Here is a 23,292-nt window from a genome sequence, read left to right as displayed (position 1 = left end):
CTGCGCCGCGCGCTGCCCGAGGTTCGCGATTGACCGGCACGGCCTTGACACTCCCGGACACGGCCGTTGCCATGCTGTTTCCGTTGCATGTGATACTCGACGCGGATGGCCGCATCGCAGCGATCGGGCCGACCCTGGAACGGATGTTCGGGCGAAAGATGCTGCATCAGGACTTCTTCGATGTCTTCAAGGTGGAGCGGCCGCGCCGGCTGGCAACCTTCCAGGGCCTGCTCGAGCGGCTGGGCGACAGGCTTGTGGTTACCACCGCCGGTTCCGATGGGGACCGCATCCAATTCCGGGCGGTGGCAATAGCCCTCGGTGACAACGATGGCCGGATCCTTGTCGATCTTTCTTTCGGCATTCACCTGGCCAAGGTGGTGAACTGCTTCGGCCTGACCGAGGCAGACTTCAAGCCCAACGATTTTTCCATCGATCTCTTCTATTCCTTCGAAGCCCAGAGAACGCTTCTGGAAGATGCCGAGAAGATGGCAAAAGCGCTGAAGGCCGCGAAGGTGGAGGCGGAGCGCAAGGCCTCGCAGGACCCGCTGACCGGCATCGCCAACCGCGGCGCTCTCTACCGTCGCCTGGAAGAGATCCTGCAGGTTCCGGACCGGAGCGCTGCGCTTGCACTGCTGCATATCGATCTCGACGACTTCAAGGCAATCAACGACACGTTCGGTCACGCGGCCGGCGACGGCATCCTGCTGCAGACGGCAGCAGTTCTTGAAGCTCACGCGGGCCCGAACGACCTGCCGGCGCGGCTTGGCGGCGACGAGTTCGTTCTTGTGTTGGCGGACCCGCCCGGTCCAACTGGATTGAAGGCCTTTGCCCACGACCTCCTGGCCGGCATATCGAAACCGCTGCGCCACAACGGTCATCTGTGCCAGGTCGGTGCCAGCATCGGCCTGATCCGCTTCACGCCGGGCGACGTGCAGGGCGCGGATCGGCTGATCGCCCAGTCCGACATCGCCCTTTATGATGCCAAGGCCAAGAAGTCCTCGGTAAAACTGCTGTCCCGCAAGATGGTCGCCCGCCACGAGGAGGCCGGCAAAAGGGTGTTCGAAATCGAAACCGGCCTGAAGGCAAACGGATTCTTTCCCTTTTTCCAGCCGCATATCGATGCGGCGAGCGGACGTATCCGTGCTGTGGAGGCGCTGGCGCGCTGGGAAAGACCGGGCGGTGCCGTGCTGGTGCCGGCGCAGTTTATGAAATCGGCTACGAGAGCCAACCTCGTCGCTGAAATCGATCGGCAGGTGCGGCAGTCGGCCTTCGCCCGGTTTGCCGGCTGGTCGAAGGCCGGACATGACCTTGGCAAGCTGTCGCTCAATGTCGGCGTCTCAAGCCTTCGAGACCGGGAATTCGGATCTGTTCTCACTGCGGAATTGGCCGAGGCCGGGCTCTCGCCGGACAATATTCAGCTCGAACTGTCGGAAATCGTTCTCTTCGAACGAAACGACGGGGATCTGGCAGACAGATGCAAGGACCTGGCATCCGCGGGCTTTGCCCTGGCGCTCGACGATTGCGGCAGGGGGCGCTGCGCGATCTCCAGCCTGATGGACACGCCCGTCAATCTCCTGAAGATCGACCGCACGCTCATCACCGGGGTCGCGGCAAACGAGGGTCTGCAGCGGATTGCCGGGGCAATGCTGGCAATGGCGAAGACACTGGGTCTGGACATCCTGGCCGAGGGCATCGAGACGAAGGCAGAACTGGACTATCTGGAAGCCCGCGGCTGTCACCTGTTCCAGGGCCACTATTTCGCGGCACCGGCAAGCGCTGCCGATTTCGAGGTCTGGTTGAATTCCCGGCGGCAACAGCTGACCGGCGGTGGACTGCCGGACAAGAAAAACCCCGCCTCCTTTTCTGGGAGACGGGGCTGAAGTCAATCTCGCGGGGAACGCGAAGGTCGCTTCTTGGTGGGCGCGGGTGTCGCGTCCGGTGCCTGCTTATGCCTGCAGGCGGGATCTGATTTCCTTGCGCAGCTCGTCGATCGGGGACGCTTTGGACCCGTCCCTGATGTGCCAGAAAGTCCAGCCGTTGCAGGCTTCCTGACCCTGCACAAGGGCACCAACCTTGTGGATCGAACCGGTGTGGTCACCGGATTTCAGCGAGCCGTCGGCGCGCACCACTGCCAGGTGCTTACCTTTGGGGCAGCTGAGTTCCGTACCCGGCTGCAGCAGCCCGCTTTCAAGCAGCGTGCCGAAGGGAATGCGTTTCTGGGCGCGCTTGCCCTGCTGCATCTCCAGTGCCGCTGCATCGCCCGGCACGATGGCCTCGATGCGGGCGGTGGCGGCATCGATATAGTCCTGCTCGCGCTCCACGCCGACATAGTGCCGGCCAAGTTTCCTGGCGACGGCGCCGGTGGTGCCGGTGCCGAAGAAGGGGTCGAGGACGACATCGCCGGGTTTGGATGAGGCGGTCAACACCCGGTAGAGCAGGGATTCCGGCTTTTGCGTCGGATGCACCTTCTGGCCGTTCTTGTCCTTCAGCCGTTCCGACCCGGTGCACAGCGGCAGGTGCCAGTCGGAGCGCATCTGAAGATCCTCGTTGAAGGCCTTCAGGGCGTCGTAGTTGAAGGTCGGCTTGGCGTCTTTGGACTTGGTTGCCCAGATCATGGTCTCGTGCGCATTGGTGAAGCGCTTGCCCCGGAAATTCGGCATCGGGTTGGACTTGAGCCAGACGATGTCGTTCATGATCCAGAAGCCGAGATCCTGCAGGATCGCGCCGACGCGGAAGATGTTGTGATAGGAGCCGATCACGTAGAGCGATCCATCCGCCTTCATCACCCGGCGCACGGCCAGGAGCCAGGCGCGGGTAAAGGCGTCATAGGCCTCGAAGCTCTCGAACTGGTCCCAGTGATCGTCACAGGCATCCACCTTCGACTGGTCCGGCCGGTGCAGATCACCGCCCAGCTGCAGATTGTAGGGCGGATCCGCAAAGACCAGGTCCACGGAACGGGACGGCAGCTTCTCAAGGGCGGCTACGCAGTCGCCCTTCAGGATCGTGTTCAGCCAGGAAGCACCGGCTTCCGTTTGGTTCGATAGACGGGGTGCCCCGAAGGACACCCCGGTACGCAGTACACTCATTGCGACGCAATACCTCACGCAATTTCGAGTGTCATGGTTACCGGGTTTGGTAAATCAGCGGTTAAGCACGCAAAACAAAAATTGCCTTTGAATCAAGGCTTTGTTTACAATCGTAAAAGCTGAATGAGAGGTTAATGGGTTGTCCCGACCGAAAAGGCCAGAATTCTGCTGATTTCATTCATGGGACGACCGGAAGTTGCGTTCCATTCGTTAAAGGCCGCCTGAATCGCGTTCAGATTTTTTTTCGACATGGCGTCCTTCTCAATGACATTTTCGCGGATGAGGGCGTTAACCACGTCGCCGGAGAGGATGAAACTTTCCTTGCCCATGAAGCGCAGGGTGATTTGCCCGGTATTGCCACCGAGCCGGCTGCCGCGCTTCTTCAGGATCTCCATCAGCCCGATCTGGTCGCTGGCAGGGTAACGGGCGAAAAACCTCGCAGCGCTGCCGTGTTCGGCCGCGAGATCTTTCAGGAAGATCGCATTGTCCTGGACCGACTTGATCTTGGCACCGTTGCGCACGATACGTGTGTCCTTCAGCAACGCTTCAAAGGCCTCGTCCGGCAGAAACGCAAGCCGGGCGACATCGAAACCCTCGAAGGCCTCCTCGAAGCCCGGCCATTTCTGGTCGATCACCTTCCAGCTGAACCCGGCCTGAAAGACGCAGCGGGTGAACATCGACAGCCAGCGATCGTCGCCCAGCTCTTCAAGTTCGGCTTGCGATTTTGGCGGGTTGTGTTCTGCGAGAAGAGCGGCAAGCCGCTCGTTTCCGCCCTTCTTCTCCGCCGCCAGTGCTTCGATCTCTTCAAAGGAACGCATTTGGTTCTCCGACGTTTTGCCTGCCGCCTTTCTCACTCTCCCCCTCATCCTGAGGAGGGCTGAAAGCCCGTCTCGAAGGATGGGCGGCACACTCCAAAGCAAGCGGCTTATCCTTCGAGACGGCGCCTTACGCCTCTGCAGGATGAGGGAGGAGTGGATGCAAATACCGAAAAGACCTTAGCGCTCCTGAAATTGTTTTGTCCGTTCAAATTTGCGCAGGGCAAGCGAAAGGGTGATCGTCATCATCAGGTAGATCAGCGCCACCACGTTATATGTCTCGAAATAGCGGAACGACCCGGCGGCATAGACCTTGCCGAGCTGGGTGATGTCGGCAACGCCGAGCACGGAGACGAGCGAGGAATCCTTGATAAGCGCGACAAAGTCGTTGCCGAGCGGTGGCAGGATGGTCTTCAGCGCCTGCGGAAAAACAATCAGGCGGAAGCGCAGCCAGCCGTTCATGCCGAGCGCCTCTGCCGCCTCGATCTGGCCCTTGTCGACCGCCTGGATGCCGGCACGGAACACTTCCGCGATGAATGCCGAATAACCGATCGTCAGCGCCAGCACCGCACGCCAGAAGAGGGGGAAGTCGCGCGTGCGCAGGCCTTCGATGCCGAGCGGTTCCAGCAGCAGGTTGATGCCGTCGATCATGAGCGGCGTTGCGACGAACGCGATATAGAGCAGGAGCACGATGATCGGCAGCCCGCGCACGATCTCGATATAGAACCGTGCCGTCTGGCGCAGGACGATCGAGCCGGAGAGGGAGGCCAGTGCCAGCAGCAGCCCCATCAGCGAGGCCAGGAAGAACGCCAGGAGCGTGACGAAGATCGTCAGGCCGATCCCGCGCGAGACCGTCGCCATCACCTGGCTGTAGATATCGTCGGTCGCGATCTGAAAGAGCAGGAATATTGCCACGGTACCGGCGGCCACAAGCCAGTAGGGAAAATCGGGCTGCGGTGCGCCGGACGGGTTTTTCTTGGCGAACATGGGCTGCCTTGCTCTCTGGAGCTCTTGATATGCGGTTGCCGTATAAAACCGCGGGCTTGAACGAAAAAGGCCGCTCTCCGGACCAGATGCCCGGATAGCGGCCAGAGGCCGGAAAGTCCAGCCGCCCTGGGGATGAGCCGGGGCGGAGAAACCTTATTGGGCGATCTTGTAGTCGAAGAACCACTTCTTGTTGAGCGCATCCAGAGTGCCATCCTCGCGCAGGCTGGCAATGGCCGCGTTGAACGGCTCGATCAGGTCGGAGCCTTTCGGGAAGATGAAGCCGAAGTCTTCGGACCCCATCGGATCGCCGACCAGCTTGAACGTGTCCGGGTTGGTGGCGACATAACCCTGGCCGCCGGTGCTGTCGGTCAGCACCAGGTCGACGTCACCGGCCTTGAGAGCCTGGACGGCCGCGCCGAAGGTCTCGAACAGCTTGATGCGCGGATTGGCTTCGTCCCCATCGAGCACCTCGTAGACGGTCACATAGAACGGCGTCGTGCCCGGCTGGGCACCGGCCAGAAAGTCCGTGTTTCCGGCAAATCCCTTGGCATCGGTGAAGCGGTCCTCACCGGCGCGCACCAGCATGAACATTTCCGAACGCATGTAGGGATCGGAGAAGGCGACCTGCTCGGCGCGATCGGCGCGGATGGTGATGCCGTTCATCGCCAGATCGAACTCGCCGGCGGCAATGGCCGGGATCATCGCGTCCCAGGCGGCGTTCTGGTAGGTCACCTTCAGGTTCAGCCGCTTGGCGATTTCGGCGATGGCGTCATATTCCCAGCCGATGGCCTCGCCCGACTTCGGATCGACGAATTGCAGCGGCGGATAGGTGTTTTCCGAGGCGATCACGATTTCCTTGCCGCCGAGATCCGGCAATTCAGCGGCAAGGGCGGCGGAAGCTGCGCCGTAAAGGGCGGCAGCTGCGGCAGCAAGGGTCAGAACGGTCTTTTTCATGGGAAGCTCCTGGACAAAATTCGGGAGGACTTTACCGGGTCCGCAAGCGTTGGGAAAGACCGCTGAAGGTGCTGAAAGACCGCCGCGACAGCGGGCATGGCCTTTCATTTTTTGAAGGGCAAAACCGGCCGGGTGCAGAAATTTTCTCTCGGCGAAAAAAAATTCAAAAACTGCTGCTAGATCTATTGACCAACGGCGGTGTTAGCGGGACTGTGAGCCCATAACAACAATAAGGAGACGGTTTATGTCCAATTCCGGCAAAAACATTTTTCATCAGGCGGCCCGCCGCGTCCGGCTCGCCCCCTCCCACCCGCTTGAGGTGTTTACCGACGCTGAAAAAGCGGTCGACAGGCTGATCGAAATCTTCGAAGCCAACACCGCTTTTCTGCGCAAACATTTTCACGATCTTCTGGAGGGCAAGGAGATCGACGGGCGCGTTCGCGCCTTCTATCCGCAGGTGCGCATCGTCACAGACAGCCATGTGCGCCTCGACAGCCGACTGTCCTATGGCTTCGTCTCCCGCCCGGGCACCCACGGCACGACGATCACCCGGCCCGATCTCTTCCGCAATTATCTGGAAACGCAGCTTTCGCTGCTTTTGCGGAACCACGACGTGCCGATCCAGGTCGGCGACAGCGACATGCCGATCCCGCTGCATTTTGCCTTCTATGACGGCACCCATGTGGAAGGCGGCGCCGCGGCGGCCAATCTGGAGCGCCCGCTGGCAGACATGTTCGACCTGCCGGACCTGACCGTGATGGACGACAGCATCGCCAACGGCACTTATGACCCGGCCGACGGCGTCATGCCACTTGCTTCCTTCACTGCGCCCCGCGTGGATTATTCCCTGCACCGGCTGCAGCACTACACGGCGACCCGGGCTGAGCATTTCCAGAACTATGTTCTCTTCACCAACTACCAGTTCTATATCGACGAATTCTGCCGCATGTCGAAGGAGCTGCTACTGCAGCCGGAAAGCGGATACGAGGCCTTCGTCTCACCCGGCAACATTGTCATCGAGGCAGGGCAGGACCAGTCGGATGTGGCCGAACTGACCAAGCTGCCGCAGATGCCGGCCTATCACCTGAAGCGCGCCGACGGCAGCGGCATCACCATGGTCAATATCGGCGTCGGGCCGTCCAATGCCAAGACGATCACCGATCATATCGCGGTGCTGCGCCCGCATGTGTGGCTGATGCTCGGCCATTGTGCTGGTCTCAGGAACAGCCAGACCCTCGGCGACTACGTGCTTGCGCACGGCTATGTGCGCGAGGACAACGTGCTCAATCAGGATCTGCCGATCTGGGTGCCGATCCCGCCCTTGGCCGAAGTGCAGGTTGCCCTTGAGGACGCGGTCGCGGAAATCACCGGCATTGACGGCTATGACCTGAAACGGGTGATGCGCACCGGTACCGTTGTCTCGCTCGACAACCGCAACTGGGAACTCTGGGATCAGCCGGAACTGGTCAAGCGCTTCTCCCAGTCCCGCGCGGTTGCGCTCGACATGGAATCGGCGACCATTGCCGCCAACGGCTTCCGCTTCCGTGTGCCCTACGGAACGCTTCTCTGCATTTCCGACAAGCCGCTCCACGGCGAACTGAAGCTGCCCGGCATGGCGACCGATTTCTACAAGCGCCAGGTTGCCCAGCATCTGCAGATCGGCATCAGGGCCATGGAAAAGATGCGCGACATGACCGCCGAACGCCTGCATTCCCGCAAGCTCCGCAGCTTCGCGGAAACGGCATTCCAGTAAGGCCTGCACCTATACCTAAAAAGAAAAGCCGGCGCATTTCGCGCCGGCTTTGAAGCGGGCCTCGCAGTCAGTCATCCCGGACGCAGCTAAGCGAAGATCCGGGACCGGAGCGCCAAAGCTGCGGAGAAAAAACCGACTGAAACCTAAGGGCTTCTGCCACCCCGGTCCTGGCTTGCGCTTCGCTTGGCCGGGATGACGATCGGGGGCTGTTTTTAGTCCACGCCGACAAGTTGCTGCCGAAATTGATTACTCCGCTTCGTCGGCGGAAGCTGCGTTGAGCAGGCCGTAGCGCTCGATACCGATCTTCTCCAGGAGGTCGAGCTGGGTTTCCAGGAAGTCGATATGGCCTTCCTCGTCCGTCAGAAGTTCCTCGAACAGCTTCATGGAGACGTAATCGCCTTCCTCGCGGCAGATGTCGCGGGACTTGGAATAGGAGGTGCGGGCGTCATATTCGCCGGCAAGGTCGGATTCCAGCACTTCCTTGATATTCTGGCCAATGCGCAGCGGCGAGACCTTCTGCATGTTCGGGTGGCCTTCGAGGAAGATGATCCGGTCGACCAGCTTGTCGGCGTGGTGCATTTCCTCGATCGATTCCTCGCGCTCCTTCTTGGCGAGCTTGGCAAAGCCCCAGTCGCTCAGGAGACGGTAGTGAAGCCAGTACTGGTTGATAGCGCCCAGCTCCAGAAAGAGAGCTTCATTCAGACGTTCGATGACTTTTTCATTGCCCTTCATGGCAAGGCCTCCTGAACCAGATTGCAATTCTTACTTTAGAATAATTCCAATTTTTAGGGCGGCGCGGGCGACATGTCCAGTGTAAGTTGATCCAAACGCGATATTTTCAACCCGCTCTAGCGACGTGCTCTCAAATGAGCACATCATGAAAACCGGATGTGCCTGTCAAATGAAAAACGCGGCCTGCTGGCAGACCGCGTTCTGATCAGGCTCTATCGCCCGTATCGGTGAAAACATACACCAACTAAGAGCCGGGCATGATGACCTTGTCGATCACATGGATGACACCATTGGAGGCCTCGACGTCAGCGGTGACGACGGTTGCCTCGTCCACTTTCACGCCGTCAGTCGCATCGACCGAAATCGTGCTTCCCTCGACAGAGGCAACGTCGGCTTTCTTGCCGGCGATGTCGGCGGACATGACCTTGCCCGGCACGACGTGATAGGTGAGGATCGCAACGAGCTGATCCTTGTTCTCAGGCTTCAAGAGGTTTTCAACCGTGCCTTCGGGCAGGTTTGCGAAAGCTTCGTCAGTCGGCGCGAAGACCGTGAAGGGTCCTTCGCCCTTGAGGGTTTCGACCAGACCCGCTGCCTGAACCGCCGCAACGAGGGTGTTGAAGGACCCGGCGCTGACGGCTGTGTCGACGATGTCCTTTTCCGACGCCTTGGCGGCGCTCAAGGGTACGATCAGCAGCAGGGCGAAAACCAGGTTTTGAACAAGTTTCATGATAGCTCCCTTTTCGTTCACACAGGCGCACTGAAGGGTTCGGAGAAGAGATCTCCGATGTTATTCAACAAGTTAAATTTCAGCCTGTGTCTGCCGCTGACTACGGCGGCACTCCGATGCTGGATGACGAAAAGCTGTTTTTCGATTTTCAACAGCAATGGTGGTGATCCGGAACGCGGAAGGAAGCGTGCGGCCGAAGCCGCATTCCTTGTGTGCGCCTTGCGGCAAGCTGACGGAACCGCGTTGGCGAGGCGGCTTTCGGTGAAGCGCGCCCGGACTAACGGAAGCGCGGCCCGTGGCTCCAGCAGGTCAGGGAATAGCGGGTGCCCTTCGTCACCGGAACCACCCGGTGCAGCATGAAGCTGGCAAAGAGCGTCGCTGTGCCCTGGTCTCTCGAGGCGGTCATCACCTTGTGGCCGAGGCTGATCTCCAGCGCGCCGCCTTCATAGGTCTCCGACGCCGACAGCTGGGTGACGATGGTCGCCTTGCGGAACTGGGCGATCGGACCTTCGCCGACATCCGAATGCCAGTCGTAATGGCCTTCCTCGCTTTCGTCATAGACGGTAACCTGAAGCTTTTCGCGGAATTCGTTGATATCGAAATCGAAGGCTTCCCGGTTGGCCCTGGCTACGGCGCTCATCACACGGCTCAGCACCCAGCCGGCAGGACCTTCGTCGTCGAGCCAGCTGATCCTGGCGCGGCGGATGTCGCCTTGCTGCTTGCCACCGACAAGGCCGCCCTTGTCCTGGGTTTCGGACCGGCTCAGCCGGATGATTTCATCGCAGTCCTTTTGAGAGAAGAGCGCGTCATGGGAGTAGGTGAACATCGAGGTTGCGATCCGCGAAAATGGTGCGCTCTTCAACATCCAAATCGGGTAAACTGCAACAGTTATTTTGAGGTGGAGAACAATTATTTTTGGTGCAGGTCTAACGCTGCGGCAAGCACCTTGCGCATGACTGTCGGAAGGGCCTCTGACTCAAGCGTTTCCGGGGCTGACCACCAGCTGCCGGCAACTGATGGAACTTTGGTCCGGTCAAGATCGGCACGGTAGACCGCAAGCCGCAGATGGAAATGCGTGAAGGTGTGTTTCACCTCCACCGGCCGGCACTGCCAGATGCCGGCAAAGGGCGCCCCGGAGAGCGCCTCCTCGCTTGCGAACCCTTCCGTCCAGACCGTGCCCGGCACCTCGGTCATGCCGCCCAGCAAGCCTTCCGGCGGGCGGCGGCGTAAAAGCACCGCGCCTGTTGCCGGGTCGACCGCGACGAACGCAGCTCCAAAGCGCGTCGGTTTTTGCTTTTTCGGCGCTTTTCGCGGCAAGGTTTCCGCCAGACCGGACGACTGGACCGCGCAGATTTTCAGCCAGGGGCAGAGAGCGCAAGCCGGCCGCTTCGGCGTGCAGATGGTCGCGCCGAGATCCATCACCGCCTGGGCGAAGTCGCCGGGACGGTCTTCCGGTGTAAGTTCCGCCATCCTGGCCTTGATTTCGGGCTTGGCATCGGGCAGCGGCGTCTCGATTTCGAAGAGCCGCGTCAGCACCCGCTCCACATTGCCGTCGACCACTGCCGCGTGCCTGTCGAAGGCAATCGTGGCAATCGCAGCGGCGGTATAGGGGCCGATGCCGGGCAGGCTCAAGAGGGATTTCTCGTCCTCGGGAAAGCGTCCGCCATGGTCGTTTGCGACCGCTTCTGCACATTTTTTCAAATTCCGGGCGCGCGAATAATAGCCAAGGCCCGCCCAGGCCTTCATGACATCTTCTTCGTCCGCAGCTGCCAGGTCCCCGACCGTTGGCCAGGTTCGGGTGAATTTCTCGAAAAAGTCTTTGACGGCTGCAACCGTCGTCTGTTGCAGCATGACCTCCGACAGCCAGATGCGGTAGGGATCGGGCACTTCGCCCAGTTTCCGGTCTTCCGGCGCGACCCGCCAGGGCAGGCGCCGGGCATGCCGGTCGTACCAGTCGAGAAGCAGCCGGGCGGGAGAAGCAGAAGCCATGAGATCAGCTGACCGAAAGGAGTTGAGCGGAAGTTGGGAGGCTTGGATAGCCTGGGGACAACTTGGGTGATAAGGGCAGGGTGGCCAGCTTGGCGAAAGTATTCGTCGTCATTTTGTCGTATTCTATTGGGACACAACACCTTAGATCCTGGAAGCGGCCGGACCGAGGCTGAGCCGTTTGCCGGATGAGGAGGTAGGCTATTAGCGCGACAAAGGCAAATTCTGTGCACGCGCCGAAGGAGGCGAAACTGCTTGCCGATCTGGTCGGCAAGGCGATGACGCCTGCCTGCCGCAAACGCGGCTTTGCCTCCGTCGATATCATAGCCTCCTGGGCCGACATTGTCGGCGATCGTTATGGCACCAGGGTCCAGCCCGACCGGCTGGTCTGGCCCAGGCGCCCGGACCTCACCGATCCCGACAGCCCGCCGGAACCGGCGACGCTGGTGGTGCATACGGACGGTGCGACCGCGCTTCTGCTCTCCCACGACAGCGGCCAGGTGATCGAGCGCATCAACACGTTCTACGGCTGGCGGGCCATCGGCCGCATCAAGATCCTGCAGAAACCTGTCCTGGTGAAGCAGACTGAACGCAGAAAACCGCTGCGCTCGCTGACCAGTTCGGAACAGCGCCAGCTCGACGAACGGCTGGAAGGCGTTGAAAACGACCGCCTGCGCGAAGCTTTGAAGAAGCTCGGTGCCCAGGTGATCGCGCGCAAGACCGACACGGCCGCCTGAGTCTGCCCGCAGAGGTGCGGCAACCTGTCCCTTCTCAATAACAACACTGTGAACCGGCCTTCCGGCACGTCCTCGCTGCTGCCACATTTGATAAGCTTTGTTGACGCCGCCCGCCCGAGAGGGCACAGAAGGCAGCAAGCCGGTTCATCCTGCATTCAGCTGAAGGCAGATAGGCAGAACCAATGTTGAGAATTCGAAATGTCGGCCATCCGCTTGGGATGTCCGGTCTCCCGCACCGGCCGGTGCAGCTTTAGATTTTTGACAGGACGATCTTCGTGAAACAGACCCGCAGACAGTTTCTCAAAACCACGGCCCTGGCGACGGCCGCCTTCAGCCTTGCCGGCACCGGCATCGCCCTTGCCGAGAGCGTCGACCTGGAAGAGCTGTTGAAGCCCGGTCCGCTGGGCGACAAGATCCTCGGCGACGAGAACGCTCCGGTCACGATCGTCGAATATGCGTCCATGACCTGCGGTCATTGCGCCAGTTTCCACAAGAACACCTATCCGCAGCTGAAGACGGACTACATCGACACCGGCAAGGTCCGCTTCATTTTCCGCGAGTTTCCGCTGGATCCGGTCGCTTCCGGCGGCTTTATGCTGGCGCGCTGTGCGCCGCAGGACAAGTATTTCGAGATTGTGGACACGATGTTCGAAAACCAGCGCAGCTGGGCCTTCACGGACAATCCGTACCAATCCATGCTCGACTTTTCCAAGCAGATCGGATTTACACAAGAGACCTTTGAGGAATGCTTGACAAACCAGGGCCTGCTTGACGCCATTGAAGCGGTGAAGAACCGCGGTGCGGGCGAGTTCGGTGTAAACTCGACGCCGACATTCTTCATCAATGGCGAAAAGCACTCGGGGGCGCTTTCGATTGAAGAGATGGGCAAGCTCATTGAGGCACAGCTTTAAGCCGGTGGCATTCCCGCCGGCCCATAAGGCCTGCTTCGACTTGATCCCCGATCTTCAGGCGCCCGTGTCCGGGAGGCACGGGCGCCGATGAAGTTTTCCAAACTCCGCATCGTCGGCTTCAAATCCTTCGTTGAACCGATGGAGTTCATCATCGGCAACGGCCTGACCGGTGTGGTCGGGCCCAACGGCTGCGGCAAGTCCAACCTTGTCGAGGCCCTGCGCTGGGTGATGGGGGAAAACTCCTACAAGAACATGCGCGCGTCCGGCATGGACGACGTCATCTTTTCCGGCAGTCTCAACCGCCCGGCACGCAACACCGCCGAGGTGACGCTTTACCTGGAAAACCAGGACCGCACCGCGCCCGCCGCCTTCAACGATGCCGACAGCCTGGAAGTCAGCCGCCGCATCGAGCGCGAGCAGGGTTCCAACTACAAGATCAACGCCAAGGACGTGCGCGCCCGTGACGTCCAGCTTCTTTTCGCCGACGCCTCCACCGGCGCCCGCTCGCCGGCCATGGTGCGCCAGGGCCAGATCGGCGAGCTGATTGCCGCCAAGCCGACATCCCGCCGCCAGATCCTGGAAGAGGCAGCCGGCATTTCCGGCCTGCATTCGCGCCGCCACGAGGCCGAGATCCGCCTGCGCGCCGCCGAGCAGAATCTGGAACGGCTGGAGGATGTGCTCGTCCAGATCGACAGCCAGCTGGAAAACCTGCGCCGGCAGTCACGCCAGGCTTCGCGCTATCGCAATCTTTCGTCCGAAATTCGCGCGGCGGAAGCCTCGATCCTCTTCATCCGCTGGACGGAAGCCCGCGATGCGCTCGGCACCGCCGAGGCTCATTTTGCCGAGGCACAGAAGCAGGTGAACGAGGTGACCGGCCTTCAGGCCGAGAGCGCCCGCGTCCAGGCGATCGCCGCCCACAAGCTGCCCGAACTGCGCGACGAAGCCGCCAGGGCAGGTGCTGCCTTGCAGCGGCTTGTGATTGCCCGCAATGAGCTCGATGCGGAAGAGCGGCGGGTCAAGGAAAAGCTGCAGGACCTGGAGCGGCGTCTGGTGCAGCTTGCCGAGGACATCCGCCGCGAGCAGTCGATGGTCTCCGAGAATGACGAGGTGCTGGAGCGCCTCTCGGAAGAGCGCGCCGAGCTTCTGGAAGAAAACGAAATGGTGCAGGAACGCACCGACAGCGCCTGCGAAAAGGTGGTGGAAGCCGAAGAGGCCGTGCGCACACTGGAAACGGAGCTGTCAGAGGTAACGGCTGCGGAGGCGCGGGCAACGGCCGAGCGCCGCCAGCTGGAACGGGCCGTCGCCGACAGCCGCCAGCGTGCCGACCGGCTTGTGGCCCAGGCCCAGGAAGCCCAGCAGGCTCTGGCTGATGTTAAGGCGCAGATGGACGAGCAGGACGGCGTTGCGGAAAACCGCGAAGCGCTGGAGCTGGCCGAAGAAGCGCTTGCTGAAGCCGAGGCCGCTGTAGAAGATGCCGAGACAGCCACCCGGGAGGCGCGCGAGCGCGAACAGGCGGCGCGTGGGCCATTGAGCGAAGCCCGCCAGTTGCTCCAGGGGCTTGAAACGGAAGCCCGCACGCTGGAGCAGGTTCTGAACGTCCATGCGGAGCAGGATCACACGCCCGTCGTCGAACTGGTGAAAGTCGAACAGGGCTTCGAGACCGCGCTTGGCGCGGCGCTTGGCGAGGATCTGGATGCCTCGCTGGAGGTGGCGGCAGCCGTTCGCTGGGAGGGCGTGCTCTCCCATGACGGCGATCCGGCCTTGCCATCGGGCCTGCGCAACCTTGCCGATGTAGTCGAGGCTCCGGCAGAACTCACCCGGCGTTTGCGGCTGATCGGAATTGTCGCCCAGGCAGACGGCCCTGGCCTGCGCAGATCCCTCAAGCCGGGACAATGCCTCGTTTCGACGGAAGGCGACCTCTGGCGCTGGGACGGCTTTGTGGTCGCCGCCAATGCTCCGACACCGGCGGCGCAAAGGCTTGCCCAGAAGAACCGGCTGGCGGAGCTCGCCGAGGAGATCGATACGGCGCGCCGGGTTGTCGAAGATCGGGAACAGGAGCTGGACGCTGCGGCTGCGCGTGTGCGTCAGGCGGTTGAGCTGGAACAGATCGCCAGAGGCAAGGTTCGTGACGGCCAGCGGCAGGCAGCAGCGGCGCGCGAAGCGCTGGCGGCTGCCGAACGGGCGATTTCCCAGTTGGCCGCACGGCGCGAAGCCGCCGAAGACCGAGCGCAGCGTCTCGGGGAAGAGGCGGAACTCGCGCGTGAACAGGTGGCCGAGGCCGAAGAGCGGCTGGAAGAAGCGCCCGATGGCTCGAGCTATCAGGACCGGATCGAGGAGCTTCAAAGCCGGGTCTCCACCGCCCGCGGTGCCTTTGCCGAGGCGAGGGCGGTTGCCGAGGGCCTGGCGCGAGAGCAGCAGATGCGCGACCGCCGTCTGGAAGCCATCGCCCGCGAATATGACAGCTGGAAAACTCGTGCCGCCAATGCGGCCCGGCAGATCGCCGTTCTGCAGGAGCGCCGGGAAGAGGCCGAGGAAGAACGCGCGGAACTGATCGAGGCGCCGGAAGATATCGAGATCAAGCGCCGGGAACTGTTCTCCGCAATCGCCAAGGCGGAAGAAGAGAAGAAGGCCAGGGATGACCGGTTGCAGCAGGCCGAGCTCGATCTGGCCGATGTCGACCGGGCTGCCAAGGCAGCGATGGAAGCGATGGCCGGTGCGCGCGAACAGAAGATCCGCGCCGAGGAGCGCCTGGAGGCTGCGCGCGAGCGCAAGGCAAACCTGGAACGCCGCATCGACGAGGATCTGGAAGTCCCGGTGACGGCCCTGCCGGAAATCGCAGACCTGAAGGAAGGCGCACCGCTGCCTGACCCCGAGGCGATGGAACGCAAGCTGGAGCGGCTGAAATCCGAACGCGAGCGGCTTGGCGGCGTCAACCTGCGCGCCGAGGAAGAACTGCGCGAGATCGACGAGCAGAAGACGACGCTGACTTCAGAACGGGACGACCTGATCGAGGCGATTCGCCGCCTGCGCACCGGCATCTCCAACCTCAACCGGGAAGCGCGCGAGCGTCTGCTTGCCTCCTTCGAGGTGGTCAACGGCCATTTCCAGCGCCTCTTCACCCACCTTTTCGGTGGTGGTACGGCCGAATTGCAGCTGGTCGACAGCGACGATCCGCTGGATGCGGGTCTTGAGATCATCGCCCGCCCGCCGGGCAAGAAGCCTCAGACCATGACGCTTCTGTCGGGCGGCGAGCAGGCACTGACCGCCATGTCGCTGATTTTCGCTGTGTTCCTGACGAACCCGGCACCGATCTGCGTGCTCGATGAGGTGGACGCGCCCCTGGACGATGCCAATGTGGAGCGCTATTGCGACCTACTCGACGAAATGGCCAAGAGCACGGAAACACGCTTCGTGGTCATTACCCACAATCCGATCACCATGGCCCGCATGAACCGGCTCTTCGGCGTCACCATGGCCGAGCGCGGGGTTTCCCAGCTGGTTTCGGTCGATCTGGAGACGGCGGAACGATTCCGCGAAACCGGCTAAGATTGCGTCTCGTGCGGCAGTGCCGCGAAAACCATGTGCAACTTAGGTCTGGTGGAATCGGTTTCGTCAACTAAAGTCGTTTAAAATCAATAAGTTAATCTTTATTGATGGCTTCTTGACACGGCAGGGGGCGCCGACTATGGTGCGCGCGGCTTACGGGGCTCTCCTGTTGTTGGATCTGACATGTCGGCGCGAGCAGAGGACTTATGATCATGTCTTCGCAAAACGGCGACGGTAACGATCGGACGCAAGGCTCCCCGGAAGCGGGTCTGTCGGAACGGCGGTCTCAATTGAACCGGAAGCTTGACGACATCAAGGCGGTGGAAGCTAAGACCGCCCGGAAGTCGCAAAGCAGCTCATCCGGATATGCGCAGGCAATGAAGCTCTCTTCGGAGTTTATTGCGGGCGTACTGGTGGGGGCCGGGATTGGTTGGGTGGCCGACGAGTGGCTGGGGACGTCGCCTTTCGGGCTGATCGTCTTCCTGCTCCTGGGGTTCGCGGCCGGTGTCTTGAATGTGCTGCGCTCGGTGGGTGTCGTCGAGCAGCAGGATGCCAAGATCCAGCGCGAAAAAGACGCTCGCGACGACAGGTCGTAACAGGTTTTGTCGCGCCATCAGGCGCATTGATATTGAACGAGCGAAGAAGGCTGGCCGGTGGCGAACGATCCGATCCATCAGTTCCAAATCCAGAAGATCTTTCCGATTGAAGTCGGGGGCATGGATTTCTCTTTCACCAATTCTTCGCTGTTCATGGTTTTGACCGTGGCGGCGACGTCTGCATTTCTGATCTTCTCGACCAGCGGCCGAGGCCTTGTCCCGTCCCGCGTGCAGTCGGTGTCGGAAATGATGTATGAATTCGTTGCGGGGACGCTGCGAAGCGCTGCGGGAACGGAGGGGGTGCGTTTCTTCCCGCTTGTGTTCTCGCTGTTCATGTTCGTGCTTGTCGCGAACCTCTTCGGCATGTTCCCGTACTTCTTTACCATCACCAGCCACATCATCGTGACCTTTGCGCTTGCGATGCTGGTGATCCTTACCGTGATCATCTACGGCTTCATGAAAAACGGCATGAAGTTCCTCAAGCTCTTCGTCCCGAGCGGTGTGCCAGGCGCACTGATCCCGCTGGTGACCCTGATCGAGGTGATCTCCTTCCTTTCGCGTCCGATCAGCCTCTCCGTTCGTCTCTTCGCGAACATGCTGGCTGGCCACATCACGCTGAAAGTGTTCTCCGGCTTCGTCGTTAGCCTCAGCGCCATGGGCGCGGTCGGTATCTTCGGATCCATCCTGCCGCTCGGAATGACGGTCGCCCTGACCGCTCTTGAGTTCCTGGTCGCCTTCCTGCAGGCCTATGTCTTTACGGTCCTGACCTGCATGTACCTGAACGACGCCATTCATCCTTCACACTGAGGGTAATCCAATCACACGGCGTTCAGCGCCGCGCGTGAGCAATCTGCAAACACCATTAGGAGCACGTGTCATGGAAGCAGAAGCAGCAAAATACATCGGTGCCGGTATCGCATGCCTGGGCATGGGCGGCGCAGGCATCGGCCTCGGCAACATTTTCGGTAACTACCTCGCAGGCGCTCTGCGCAATCCGTCTGCAGCTGATGGCCAGTTCGGCCGTCTGATTTTCGGCTTCGCCGTGACGGAAGCTCTGGGCATCTTCTCCCTGCTGGTCGCTCTGATCCTCCTGTTCGCTTAATCGCTCGTTCGCAGCGAATTTTGATGCGACTCCGGCGGCGGCGCGCAGGAACACCCAGCGTTCCCGGAACGTTAGGTGTTCCAGTGCCGCCCAGCCGGATTTAGGAGACCGGAAATGGCAAGCCAAACTCAATCGAGCACAGAAGGCACGCACGAAGTCATCGAAGTGCCGGCCGCGGAGCATGGCGCGGGTTTCCCGCCGTTCGACAGCACCACGTTTGCCTCGCAGCTTCTGTGGCTGGCGATTACGTTCGGCGTGTTCTACTGGATCATGAAGAACGTGGCGATGCCGCGTCTCGCAGGCATCCTGGAAGACCGCAAGGACCGCATTGCCGGTGATCTGTCCGAGGCCAACCGCCTCAAGGAAGAGACCGACGCTGCGATCGCCGCCTACGAGCAGGCTCTGGCCGAAGCCCGTAACAAGGCGCATGGCATTGCCCACGACACGCGGGCCAAGCTGAAGGCCGAACAGGAAGCTCGCCGCGAAAAGGCGGAAGCCGAGCTGAACGGGAAGCTGAAGGCAGCGGAAGCCCAGATCACCGCAACCAAGACCGAAGCCCTTTCTCAGATCGGGGAAATCGCCGGGGACACCGCCGCAGCGCTCGTCGAGCAGCTGATGGGCAAGGCTCCGACGAAAGCCGACCTGACCAAGGCGCTGAAATCGGCGATGAACTGAGGAGACCGTCATGGACGCTACATTTTGGGCCACGGTCGGTCTGATCCTGTTCTTCGTCTTGATCATCTACGTCAAGGTGCCGGGCAAGATCGGTGCATCGCTGGATGACCGCGCGGAAGCAATCCGCAAGGAACTGGAAGAAGCGCGCAAGATGCGCGAAGAAGCCCAGGCTCTTCTGTCGGAATATCAGCGCAAGCGCCACGAAGCTGAAGGCGAGGCGGAAGCCATCATTGCAGAAGCCAATTCGGAAGCAGAGCGCCTGACGCTCGAAACGAACCGGGCTCTGGAAGAAATGATCGCTCGCCGTACCAAGGCCGCGGAAGACAAGATCGCTCAGGCGGAAAGCCAGGCGATTGCCGAAGTCCGTGCCAAGGCAGCTGACGTTGCCGTCGCCGCAGCCGAGGAAATCCTCACCGCCAAGGTGAAGGACAAGGTCGCCGACGACATCCTGGCCAAGAGCATCGCACAGGTCAAAGAACGCCTGAACTGATCTTTGGGTAGAGTGCTGAAACATTGAAAGCGGCCTTTCGGGGCCGCTTTTTTGTTGAACTGAACTCAAAGCTGTCAGTTATGGGTCCGCTTAAATTTTCTGGAGAAGCCGATGGTAGCGCCACCCGAAACCGATCGGGAATATGCCTATTTTCACGCAATCGGCAGTGAAGATGCCACAATTGTCACAGGCATCCTGAAACTTGAACCGAGCAGCGTTTGGAACGTTGGTGACACGTTTGAGGTAAAGGGCAATACGCACCTGCGCCCGGGATCAAGTTGGCGGCTGGACAGCGGCCTTTTGGATCGGGATCCGCTGTCGGATCACGTCGCAGAGTTGCTCAGGCGGCTTGAACCGAAGAAAAACCAGCTGCAAGAATTGCAATCGGGCTTCCGAACCGAGATCGTGTGTGTGGCATTCGTCCATTCAAGCTTCGACTGGACTTTGGAATTCGATCTGCAAAGGCGAGCAACTTCGCTGGGCATTTCCTTCAGATTTGATTTCTATCCTTTTGGCGATCTTCACGAGGAAATCGTCGGGATGAGAGAGCTGCTCCAGCGCTGAGCTGCAGGGTCAAGCTCGAGCCGAAAGAAGCTCAAGTGACCACCGAGCCGGGTGGTGATCATTTCTTCAGAAATAGAAACTGCAACCAATGACCAGAACAACGGAAAGCAGGACACCACCCACCCAAAGCATGGTCGCGGCCTTCTCATAACGCTGATCCAACATCATTTGAAAATCCTCCCGTTTCGCGGTCAAAGGCATGCTCGAAGGCGCGCCTTACCGTTGTCTTAAGGGAAAGGGTTAACTTGGCATTTGGCGACACCCTGCCCGGAAGATGCCAAGCAAAAATTCCGGTTTGTCTGACCGGACCGGAGCGGGCGTCAGTTGGTCTTCGCCTTAAGTTAATGCCAACCTCAACACATATGAACCCATCTGATGGCGCTGTTCCGGTTTGCCGGCAAGGCGCGTTGCGCAGGACGGCCTGGCTGGTCGTTCAAGCGGCGTAGCGCGGTCCGGCGATCTGGAACAGGCCAAACGCGGTCAGATCGGTTCATATGTGTTGAGGTTGGTATAAAAGGGCGGCCGCGTAGTCACGGCTTATCTCGAGCGGAATCTGTTGGACAGCTCTCCGGGGCGTCTGAAAATCGCCCGTGTGAGCCTCACCTGACTCGGCAGTCATCAACACCCGTCAGGCTCGGTTACAGGTTGTCCGCCACCAGCCGCACCGGCCTGAAACTCATCCGGTGGTGCGGCGAGGGGCCCAGCTTTTCCAAGGCCGCCTGGTGCTGCGGCACGCCGTAGCCCTTGTGCTGGGCAAAGCCGTAGCCCGGACAATCCCGCTCCAGCGCGACCATCATCCGGTCCCGTGTCACCTTGGCGACGATGGAGGCTGCGGCAACGCAGAGACAGCGTCCGTCGCCCTTGATAAGCGCCTGGCCGGGCTGTGTGAGGCCCGGCGGTACATCGCGTCCATCAACGAGGACATAGTCCGGAATAACCGACAGATGGCGGACGGCCCGGACCATCGCCCGCAAGGTCGCGCTGCGAATGTTGAGCCGGTCGATTGACGAGGGTGCGGCGCTGGCAACTGAAACAAAGGCAGAGGAGACGATCTGCTCAAACAGCTCTTCGCGCCTTGCTTCCGTCAGCTTCTTGGAATCGTTCAGGCCATCGGGCACCCGGTTATAGTCCAATATGACGGCAGCCGTGACCACCGGCCCGGCCCAGGGGCCGCGGCCCGCTTCGTCGACCCCGCAGATCCGGCCACCGAACGCTTTGGCATGCTTGCGCTCAAGTTTCAGGTCCGGGCTGTCCGGAAAGGCAAGGTCAAAGAGGGACGGGGTATAAGCCATTTCCGAAACCTGCCGCCCGCCTGACGATTTCTCAAGACAATTGTCAGAAGAGGTCCAGTTGCACACCGCCTTTTTGCGGCTGGACAAAGGCGTCCGTCGAGAGCTTTCGGCGGCGCAGGTTGAGGCCGAAGCGCTTGGCAGCCAATGCGAAGCGCTTGGCGATCTGGTCGGCGTATGGCCCGCGTCCGCGCATCCGTTCACCCCAGTTGGCGTCATAATCCTTGCCGCCGCGCATGGAGCGGACCAGGCTCATGACATGGCGGTAGCGGTCGGCACGCTCCCGCAAAAGCCAATCGCGGAAGAGTTCGGAGACTTCAAGCGGCAGGCGCAGGAGCACGTAGGCTGCTTCCGTAGCACCATGCTCCGCGGCAGCCTCCAGCAGCTTCTCGATTTCGTTGTCGTTGAGGGCGGGAATGATCGGCGCCATCATCACGGAGGTCGGGATGCCGGCCTCCGACAGGGCCCGGATTGCCTCTAGCCGCTTGTGCGGGGCCGAGGCGCGCGGCTCCATCGAGCGGCAGAGCTTCTTGTCGAGCGTCGTGACGGAGAGCGCGACCTTGACCAGGTTGCGCTCCGCCAGCCGGGCCAGAATGTCGATGTCGCGCGTGACCAGTGCCGACTTGGTGACAATGGCAACCGGATGCGAAACCGTCTCCAGTACTTCCAGGATCTCGCGCATCAGCTTGTAGCTGCGTTCCAGCGGCTGATAGGGATCCGTGTTGGTGCCGATTGCTATGACGCGCGGCGCATAGCCCGGGCGGGACAGCTCCCGCTCCAGCAGCCGCGCCGTATTCGGCTTGGCAAAGAGGCGGGTTTCGAAATCGAGACCGGGAGAGAGCCCCATGAAGGCGTGGCTTGGCCTTGCAAAACAATAGACGCAGCCATGCTCGCAGCCGCGATAGGGATTGATCGAGCGGTCGAAGGAAATGTCCGGCGACTGGTTGCGCGTGATGATCGTGCGTGCCTGTTCTTCCTGCACCTGGGTCTTCAGGGGTGGCAGGTCTTCCAGGCTCTCCCAGCCGTCATCGAAACCTTCCCGCGACAGGGGTTCGAACCGGCCGGACTTGTTGGTCGCTACGCCGCGACCGCGCCGGCGGTGGTCGGCGACGGCAAGCGGGTCTGCGTTCACGGAGACCGGCTCAGCGCTTGTGGGTATCTGATTGGAGGCAGTGAGAGGCACGCGACAGGTTCCGACTCATGTGAGAACATATAGGGAACATACGCCCGGTGCGTGCCCTTGGCAAGACAGCTCTACGGCATGAAGGCTTCGGGGGTCGTCGGCCGCCTCGCGGGATCAGGAGCCGTCGCGCTCCGGACTTCCCGGGCTTCGCCCGAGATATTTGACGAGGATCGCATCCAGGGTGCCGTCGGCTTTCATCTCCCGGATGGTCTCGTCGTAGCGGGCGACGAGACCTTCAATGTCCGGGTAGGTGGAGGCCCTGGTAAAGACGTTGTAATAAGGCCTTGTGATCAGCGGCTTGGGCAGGAAGGCAAGCTGGTCCAGGCGGCCGGATTTCTTTTCCTCGTAGAGCGTTGCAATGGTGTTCATCGGCACGACGTCGATCCGTCCGGCCAGAAGCATGCCGATCTGGAGGGTATTGTCGCCGATAGTCTGGAAATCGAGGCCGGACTCCAGGAACTCCGGCGTATAGGCGAAATCCAGCGTTTTACCGACCTGCAGTCCCCTGAAATCGTCGAAGCTCTCATAGGAGATCCTGCCCACATCCTCTGCCCGGATGAAGAAGTTCCAGCTGATGTCGATATAGCTTTCCTGCGGATAGTGGAGAAACTCCAGCCGGTCCGGCTTCTTTGAATAGACGAGCAGGATGTCGGCGCCTCCAGAGCGGGCTTCCTGCAAGATGCGGGCGGAGGAATCGATCATTTCCACGGAGTAGGTCAGCCCGAGCCGTCGCATGACCTCGTCCAGGACCTCTATGTCGATACCCTTGAAGGTTCCGTTGTCCTCGAACTTGTAAGGCTCTTCCGGGGTCGCCAGCACAATCAGGTCACGCGCCAGGGCACTGCCCGTAAACATAAGCAGCGAACACGCAAGGCCGATCAGGCCAGGAAAAAACCGCAGGCGCGATTTCGCAAGGCGGGTGCCGGAAAGGACATGTTTTACTGCAGGCATTCGCGCGACCAGTTCGGGTTTCTGGCGGAAACGAACTCTCAGCTTTGAGGCTGGCTCTTAAGATACCATGAATCCGTTTGACCGCATTCATGCATATTCAGCCGTTTTTCATCCGGACTCCAAAATCCCATTTGCCCGTCGTCGTGGCGTTGGGCAAGGTTCCGGAGTTTTCGGCAAAAGTTATTCTTTCCGATCGCCCAGAAGGACC

22 protein-coding genes are annotated in these 23,292 nt (G+C 60.8%); 11 read left to right on the top strand and 11 right to left on the bottom strand.

Features of this window, described 5'->3' with window-relative positions; genetic code table 11:
• Positions 1–29: 29 nt before the first annotated feature.
• Entirely contained in the window at positions 30–1,880 is a 1,851-nt protein-coding gene (locus ACX3M4_RS11080; RefSeq protein ID WP_459358640.1) for a putative bifunctional diguanylate cyclase/phosphodiesterase, read from the top strand.
• 66 nt (positions 1,881–1,946) lie between these two features.
• Here ACX3M4_RS11080 and ACX3M4_RS11075 read toward each other — a convergent pair whose 3' ends face one another.
• The 4 genes from ACX3M4_RS11075 to ACX3M4_RS11060 all read right to left on the bottom strand — a co-directional run bounded on the left by ACX3M4_RS11075 (position 1,947) and on the right by ACX3M4_RS11060 (position 5,842).
• Positions 1,947–3,086: a DNA methyltransferase gene (locus ACX3M4_RS11075; protein ID WP_459358639.1), complete on the bottom strand. Its 1,140-nt coding sequence runs from the start codon at positions 3,084–3,086 to the stop codon at positions 1,947–1,949.
• Positions 3,087–3,217: 131 nt separating this feature from the next.
• Positions 3,218–3,904 carry a DNA-3-methyladenine glycosylase I gene (locus ACX3M4_RS11070; protein WP_459358638.1) on the bottom strand — a complete coding sequence of 229 codons (687 nt, stop codon included), beginning with the start codon at positions 3,902–3,904 and terminating at the stop codon, positions 3,218–3,220.
• A gap of 177 nt (positions 3,905–4,081) precedes the next feature.
• The gene (locus ACX3M4_RS11065; RefSeq protein WP_459358637.1) at positions 4,082–4,888 is read right to left on the bottom strand and encodes an amino acid ABC transporter permease; all 807 of its coding nucleotides are present in this window, start codon (positions 4,886–4,888) and stop codon (positions 4,082–4,084) included.
• Positions 4,889–5,041: 153 nt separating this feature from the next.
• Entirely contained in the window at positions 5,042–5,842 is an 801-nt protein-coding gene (locus ACX3M4_RS11060) for a transporter substrate-binding domain-containing protein (protein ID WP_459358636.1), read from the bottom strand.
• A gap of 244 nt (positions 5,843–6,086) precedes the next feature.
• On the opposite strand from ACX3M4_RS11060, the gene ACX3M4_RS11055 reads away from it, so the two are divergent.
• Positions 6,087–7,595, top strand: a complete 1,509-nt coding sequence (locus ACX3M4_RS11055) for an AMP nucleosidase (protein ID WP_459358635.1) — start codon at positions 6,087–6,089, stop codon at positions 7,593–7,595.
• Positions 7,596–7,841: 246 nt separating this feature from the next.
• Here the strand turns inward: ACX3M4_RS11055 and bfr are convergent, their stop codons facing one another.
• The 4 genes from bfr to mutY all read right to left on the bottom strand — a co-directional run bounded on the left by bfr (position 7,842) and on the right by mutY (position 11,043).
• Positions 7,842–8,327, bottom strand: coding sequence for a bacterioferritin (gene bfr / locus ACX3M4_RS11050; RefSeq protein WP_459358634.1), 486 nt, complete (start codon positions 8,325–8,327; stop codon positions 7,842–7,844).
• A gap of 244 nt (positions 8,328–8,571) precedes the next feature.
• A complete protein-coding gene (locus ACX3M4_RS11045) occupies positions 8,572–9,054 on the bottom strand; it encodes a fasciclin domain-containing protein (RefSeq protein WP_459358633.1) in 483 nt (160 codons plus the stop codon).
• A gap of 277 nt (positions 9,055–9,331) precedes the next feature.
• Positions 9,332–9,880, bottom strand: a complete 549-nt coding sequence (locus ACX3M4_RS11040) for a 2OG-Fe(II) oxygenase (RefSeq protein WP_459358632.1) — start codon at positions 9,878–9,880, stop codon at positions 9,332–9,334.
• Between the two features lie 83 nt (positions 9,881–9,963).
• The gene (gene mutY, locus ACX3M4_RS11035) at positions 9,964–11,043 is read right to left on the bottom strand and encodes an A/G-specific adenine glycosylase (protein WP_459358631.1); all 1,080 of its coding nucleotides are present in this window, start codon (positions 11,041–11,043) and stop codon (positions 9,964–9,966) included.
• Positions 11,044–11,267: 224 nt separating this feature from the next.
• Here mutY and ACX3M4_RS11030 point away from each other — a divergent pair, with 224 nt between their 5' ends.
• The 9 genes from ACX3M4_RS11030 to ACX3M4_RS10990 all read left to right on the top strand — a co-directional run bounded on the left by ACX3M4_RS11030 (position 11,268) and on the right by ACX3M4_RS10990 (position 19,661).
• Positions 11,268–11,777, top strand: a complete 510-nt coding sequence (locus tag ACX3M4_RS11030; protein ID WP_459358630.1) for a DUF721 domain-containing protein — start codon at positions 11,268–11,270, stop codon at positions 11,775–11,777.
• Between the two features lie 275 nt (positions 11,778–12,052).
• Positions 12,053–12,688 carry a thioredoxin domain-containing protein gene (locus ACX3M4_RS11025; protein ID WP_459358629.1) on the top strand — a complete coding sequence of 212 codons (636 nt, stop codon included), beginning with the start codon at positions 12,053–12,055 and terminating at the stop codon, positions 12,686–12,688.
• A gap of 87 nt (positions 12,689–12,775) precedes the next feature.
• Positions 12,776–16,234, top strand: coding sequence for a chromosome segregation protein SMC (smc, locus tag ACX3M4_RS11020; RefSeq protein ID WP_459358628.1), 3,459 nt, complete (start codon positions 12,776–12,778; stop codon positions 16,232–16,234).
• A 212-nt stretch (positions 16,235–16,446) separates the two neighbouring features.
• Positions 16,447–16,830, top strand: a complete 384-nt coding sequence (locus ACX3M4_RS11015; protein ID WP_459358627.1) for an AtpZ/AtpI family protein — start codon at positions 16,447–16,449, stop codon at positions 16,828–16,830.
• A gap of 57 nt (positions 16,831–16,887) precedes the next feature.
• On the top strand, positions 16,888–17,637 hold the full coding sequence (locus ACX3M4_RS11010; protein ID WP_459358626.1) for a F0F1 ATP synthase subunit A: 750 nt from the start codon (positions 16,888–16,890) through the stop codon (positions 17,635–17,637).
• A gap of 70 nt (positions 17,638–17,707) precedes the next feature.
• The gene (locus ACX3M4_RS11005) at positions 17,708–17,932 is read left to right on the top strand and encodes a F0F1 ATP synthase subunit C (RefSeq protein WP_006935776.1); all 225 of its coding nucleotides are present in this window, start codon (positions 17,708–17,710) and stop codon (positions 17,930–17,932) included.
• 114 nt (positions 17,933–18,046) lie between these two features.
• Positions 18,047–18,607 (top strand): F0F1 ATP synthase subunit B, encoded by a 561-nt coding sequence (locus ACX3M4_RS11000; RefSeq protein ID WP_459358625.1) that lies wholly within the window; start codon positions 18,047–18,049, stop codon positions 18,605–18,607.
• Between the two features lie 10 nt (positions 18,608–18,617).
• On the top strand, positions 18,618–19,097 hold the full coding sequence (locus ACX3M4_RS10995; RefSeq protein ID WP_459358624.1) for a F0F1 ATP synthase subunit B family protein: 480 nt from the start codon (positions 18,618–18,620) through the stop codon (positions 19,095–19,097).
• A gap of 111 nt (positions 19,098–19,208) precedes the next feature.
• Positions 19,209–19,661: a DUF4279 domain-containing protein gene (locus ACX3M4_RS10990; protein WP_459358623.1), complete on the top strand. Its 453-nt coding sequence runs from the start codon at positions 19,209–19,211 to the stop codon at positions 19,659–19,661.
• 638 nt (positions 19,662–20,299) lie between these two features.
• On the opposite strand, the gene ACX3M4_RS10985 is transcribed toward ACX3M4_RS10990, so the two are convergent.
• From ACX3M4_RS10985 to ACX3M4_RS10975, 3 genes are all read right to left on the bottom strand, one after another.
• The gene (locus ACX3M4_RS10985; protein ID WP_459358622.1) at positions 20,300–20,953 is read right to left on the bottom strand and encodes a ribonuclease HII; all 654 of its coding nucleotides are present in this window, start codon (positions 20,951–20,953) and stop codon (positions 20,300–20,302) included.
• A gap of 43 nt (positions 20,954–20,996) precedes the next feature.
• Complete coding sequence (locus tag ACX3M4_RS10980; RefSeq protein WP_459358621.1) at positions 20,997–22,082, bottom strand: PA0069 family radical SAM protein; 1,086 nt, start codon at positions 22,080–22,082, stop codon at positions 20,997–20,999.
• A gap of 165 nt (positions 22,083–22,247) precedes the next feature.
• On the bottom strand, positions 22,248–23,084 hold the full coding sequence (locus tag ACX3M4_RS10975; protein ID WP_459358620.1) for a substrate-binding periplasmic protein: 837 nt from the start codon (positions 23,082–23,084) through the stop codon (positions 22,248–22,250).
• Positions 23,085–23,292: the final 208 nt, after the last annotated feature.

This window comes from Roseibium sp. M-1, assembly GCF_054515675.1.
Note: the sequence above shows the minus strand (reverse complement) of the source record. Positions and strands in the feature narration are given on the sequence as shown.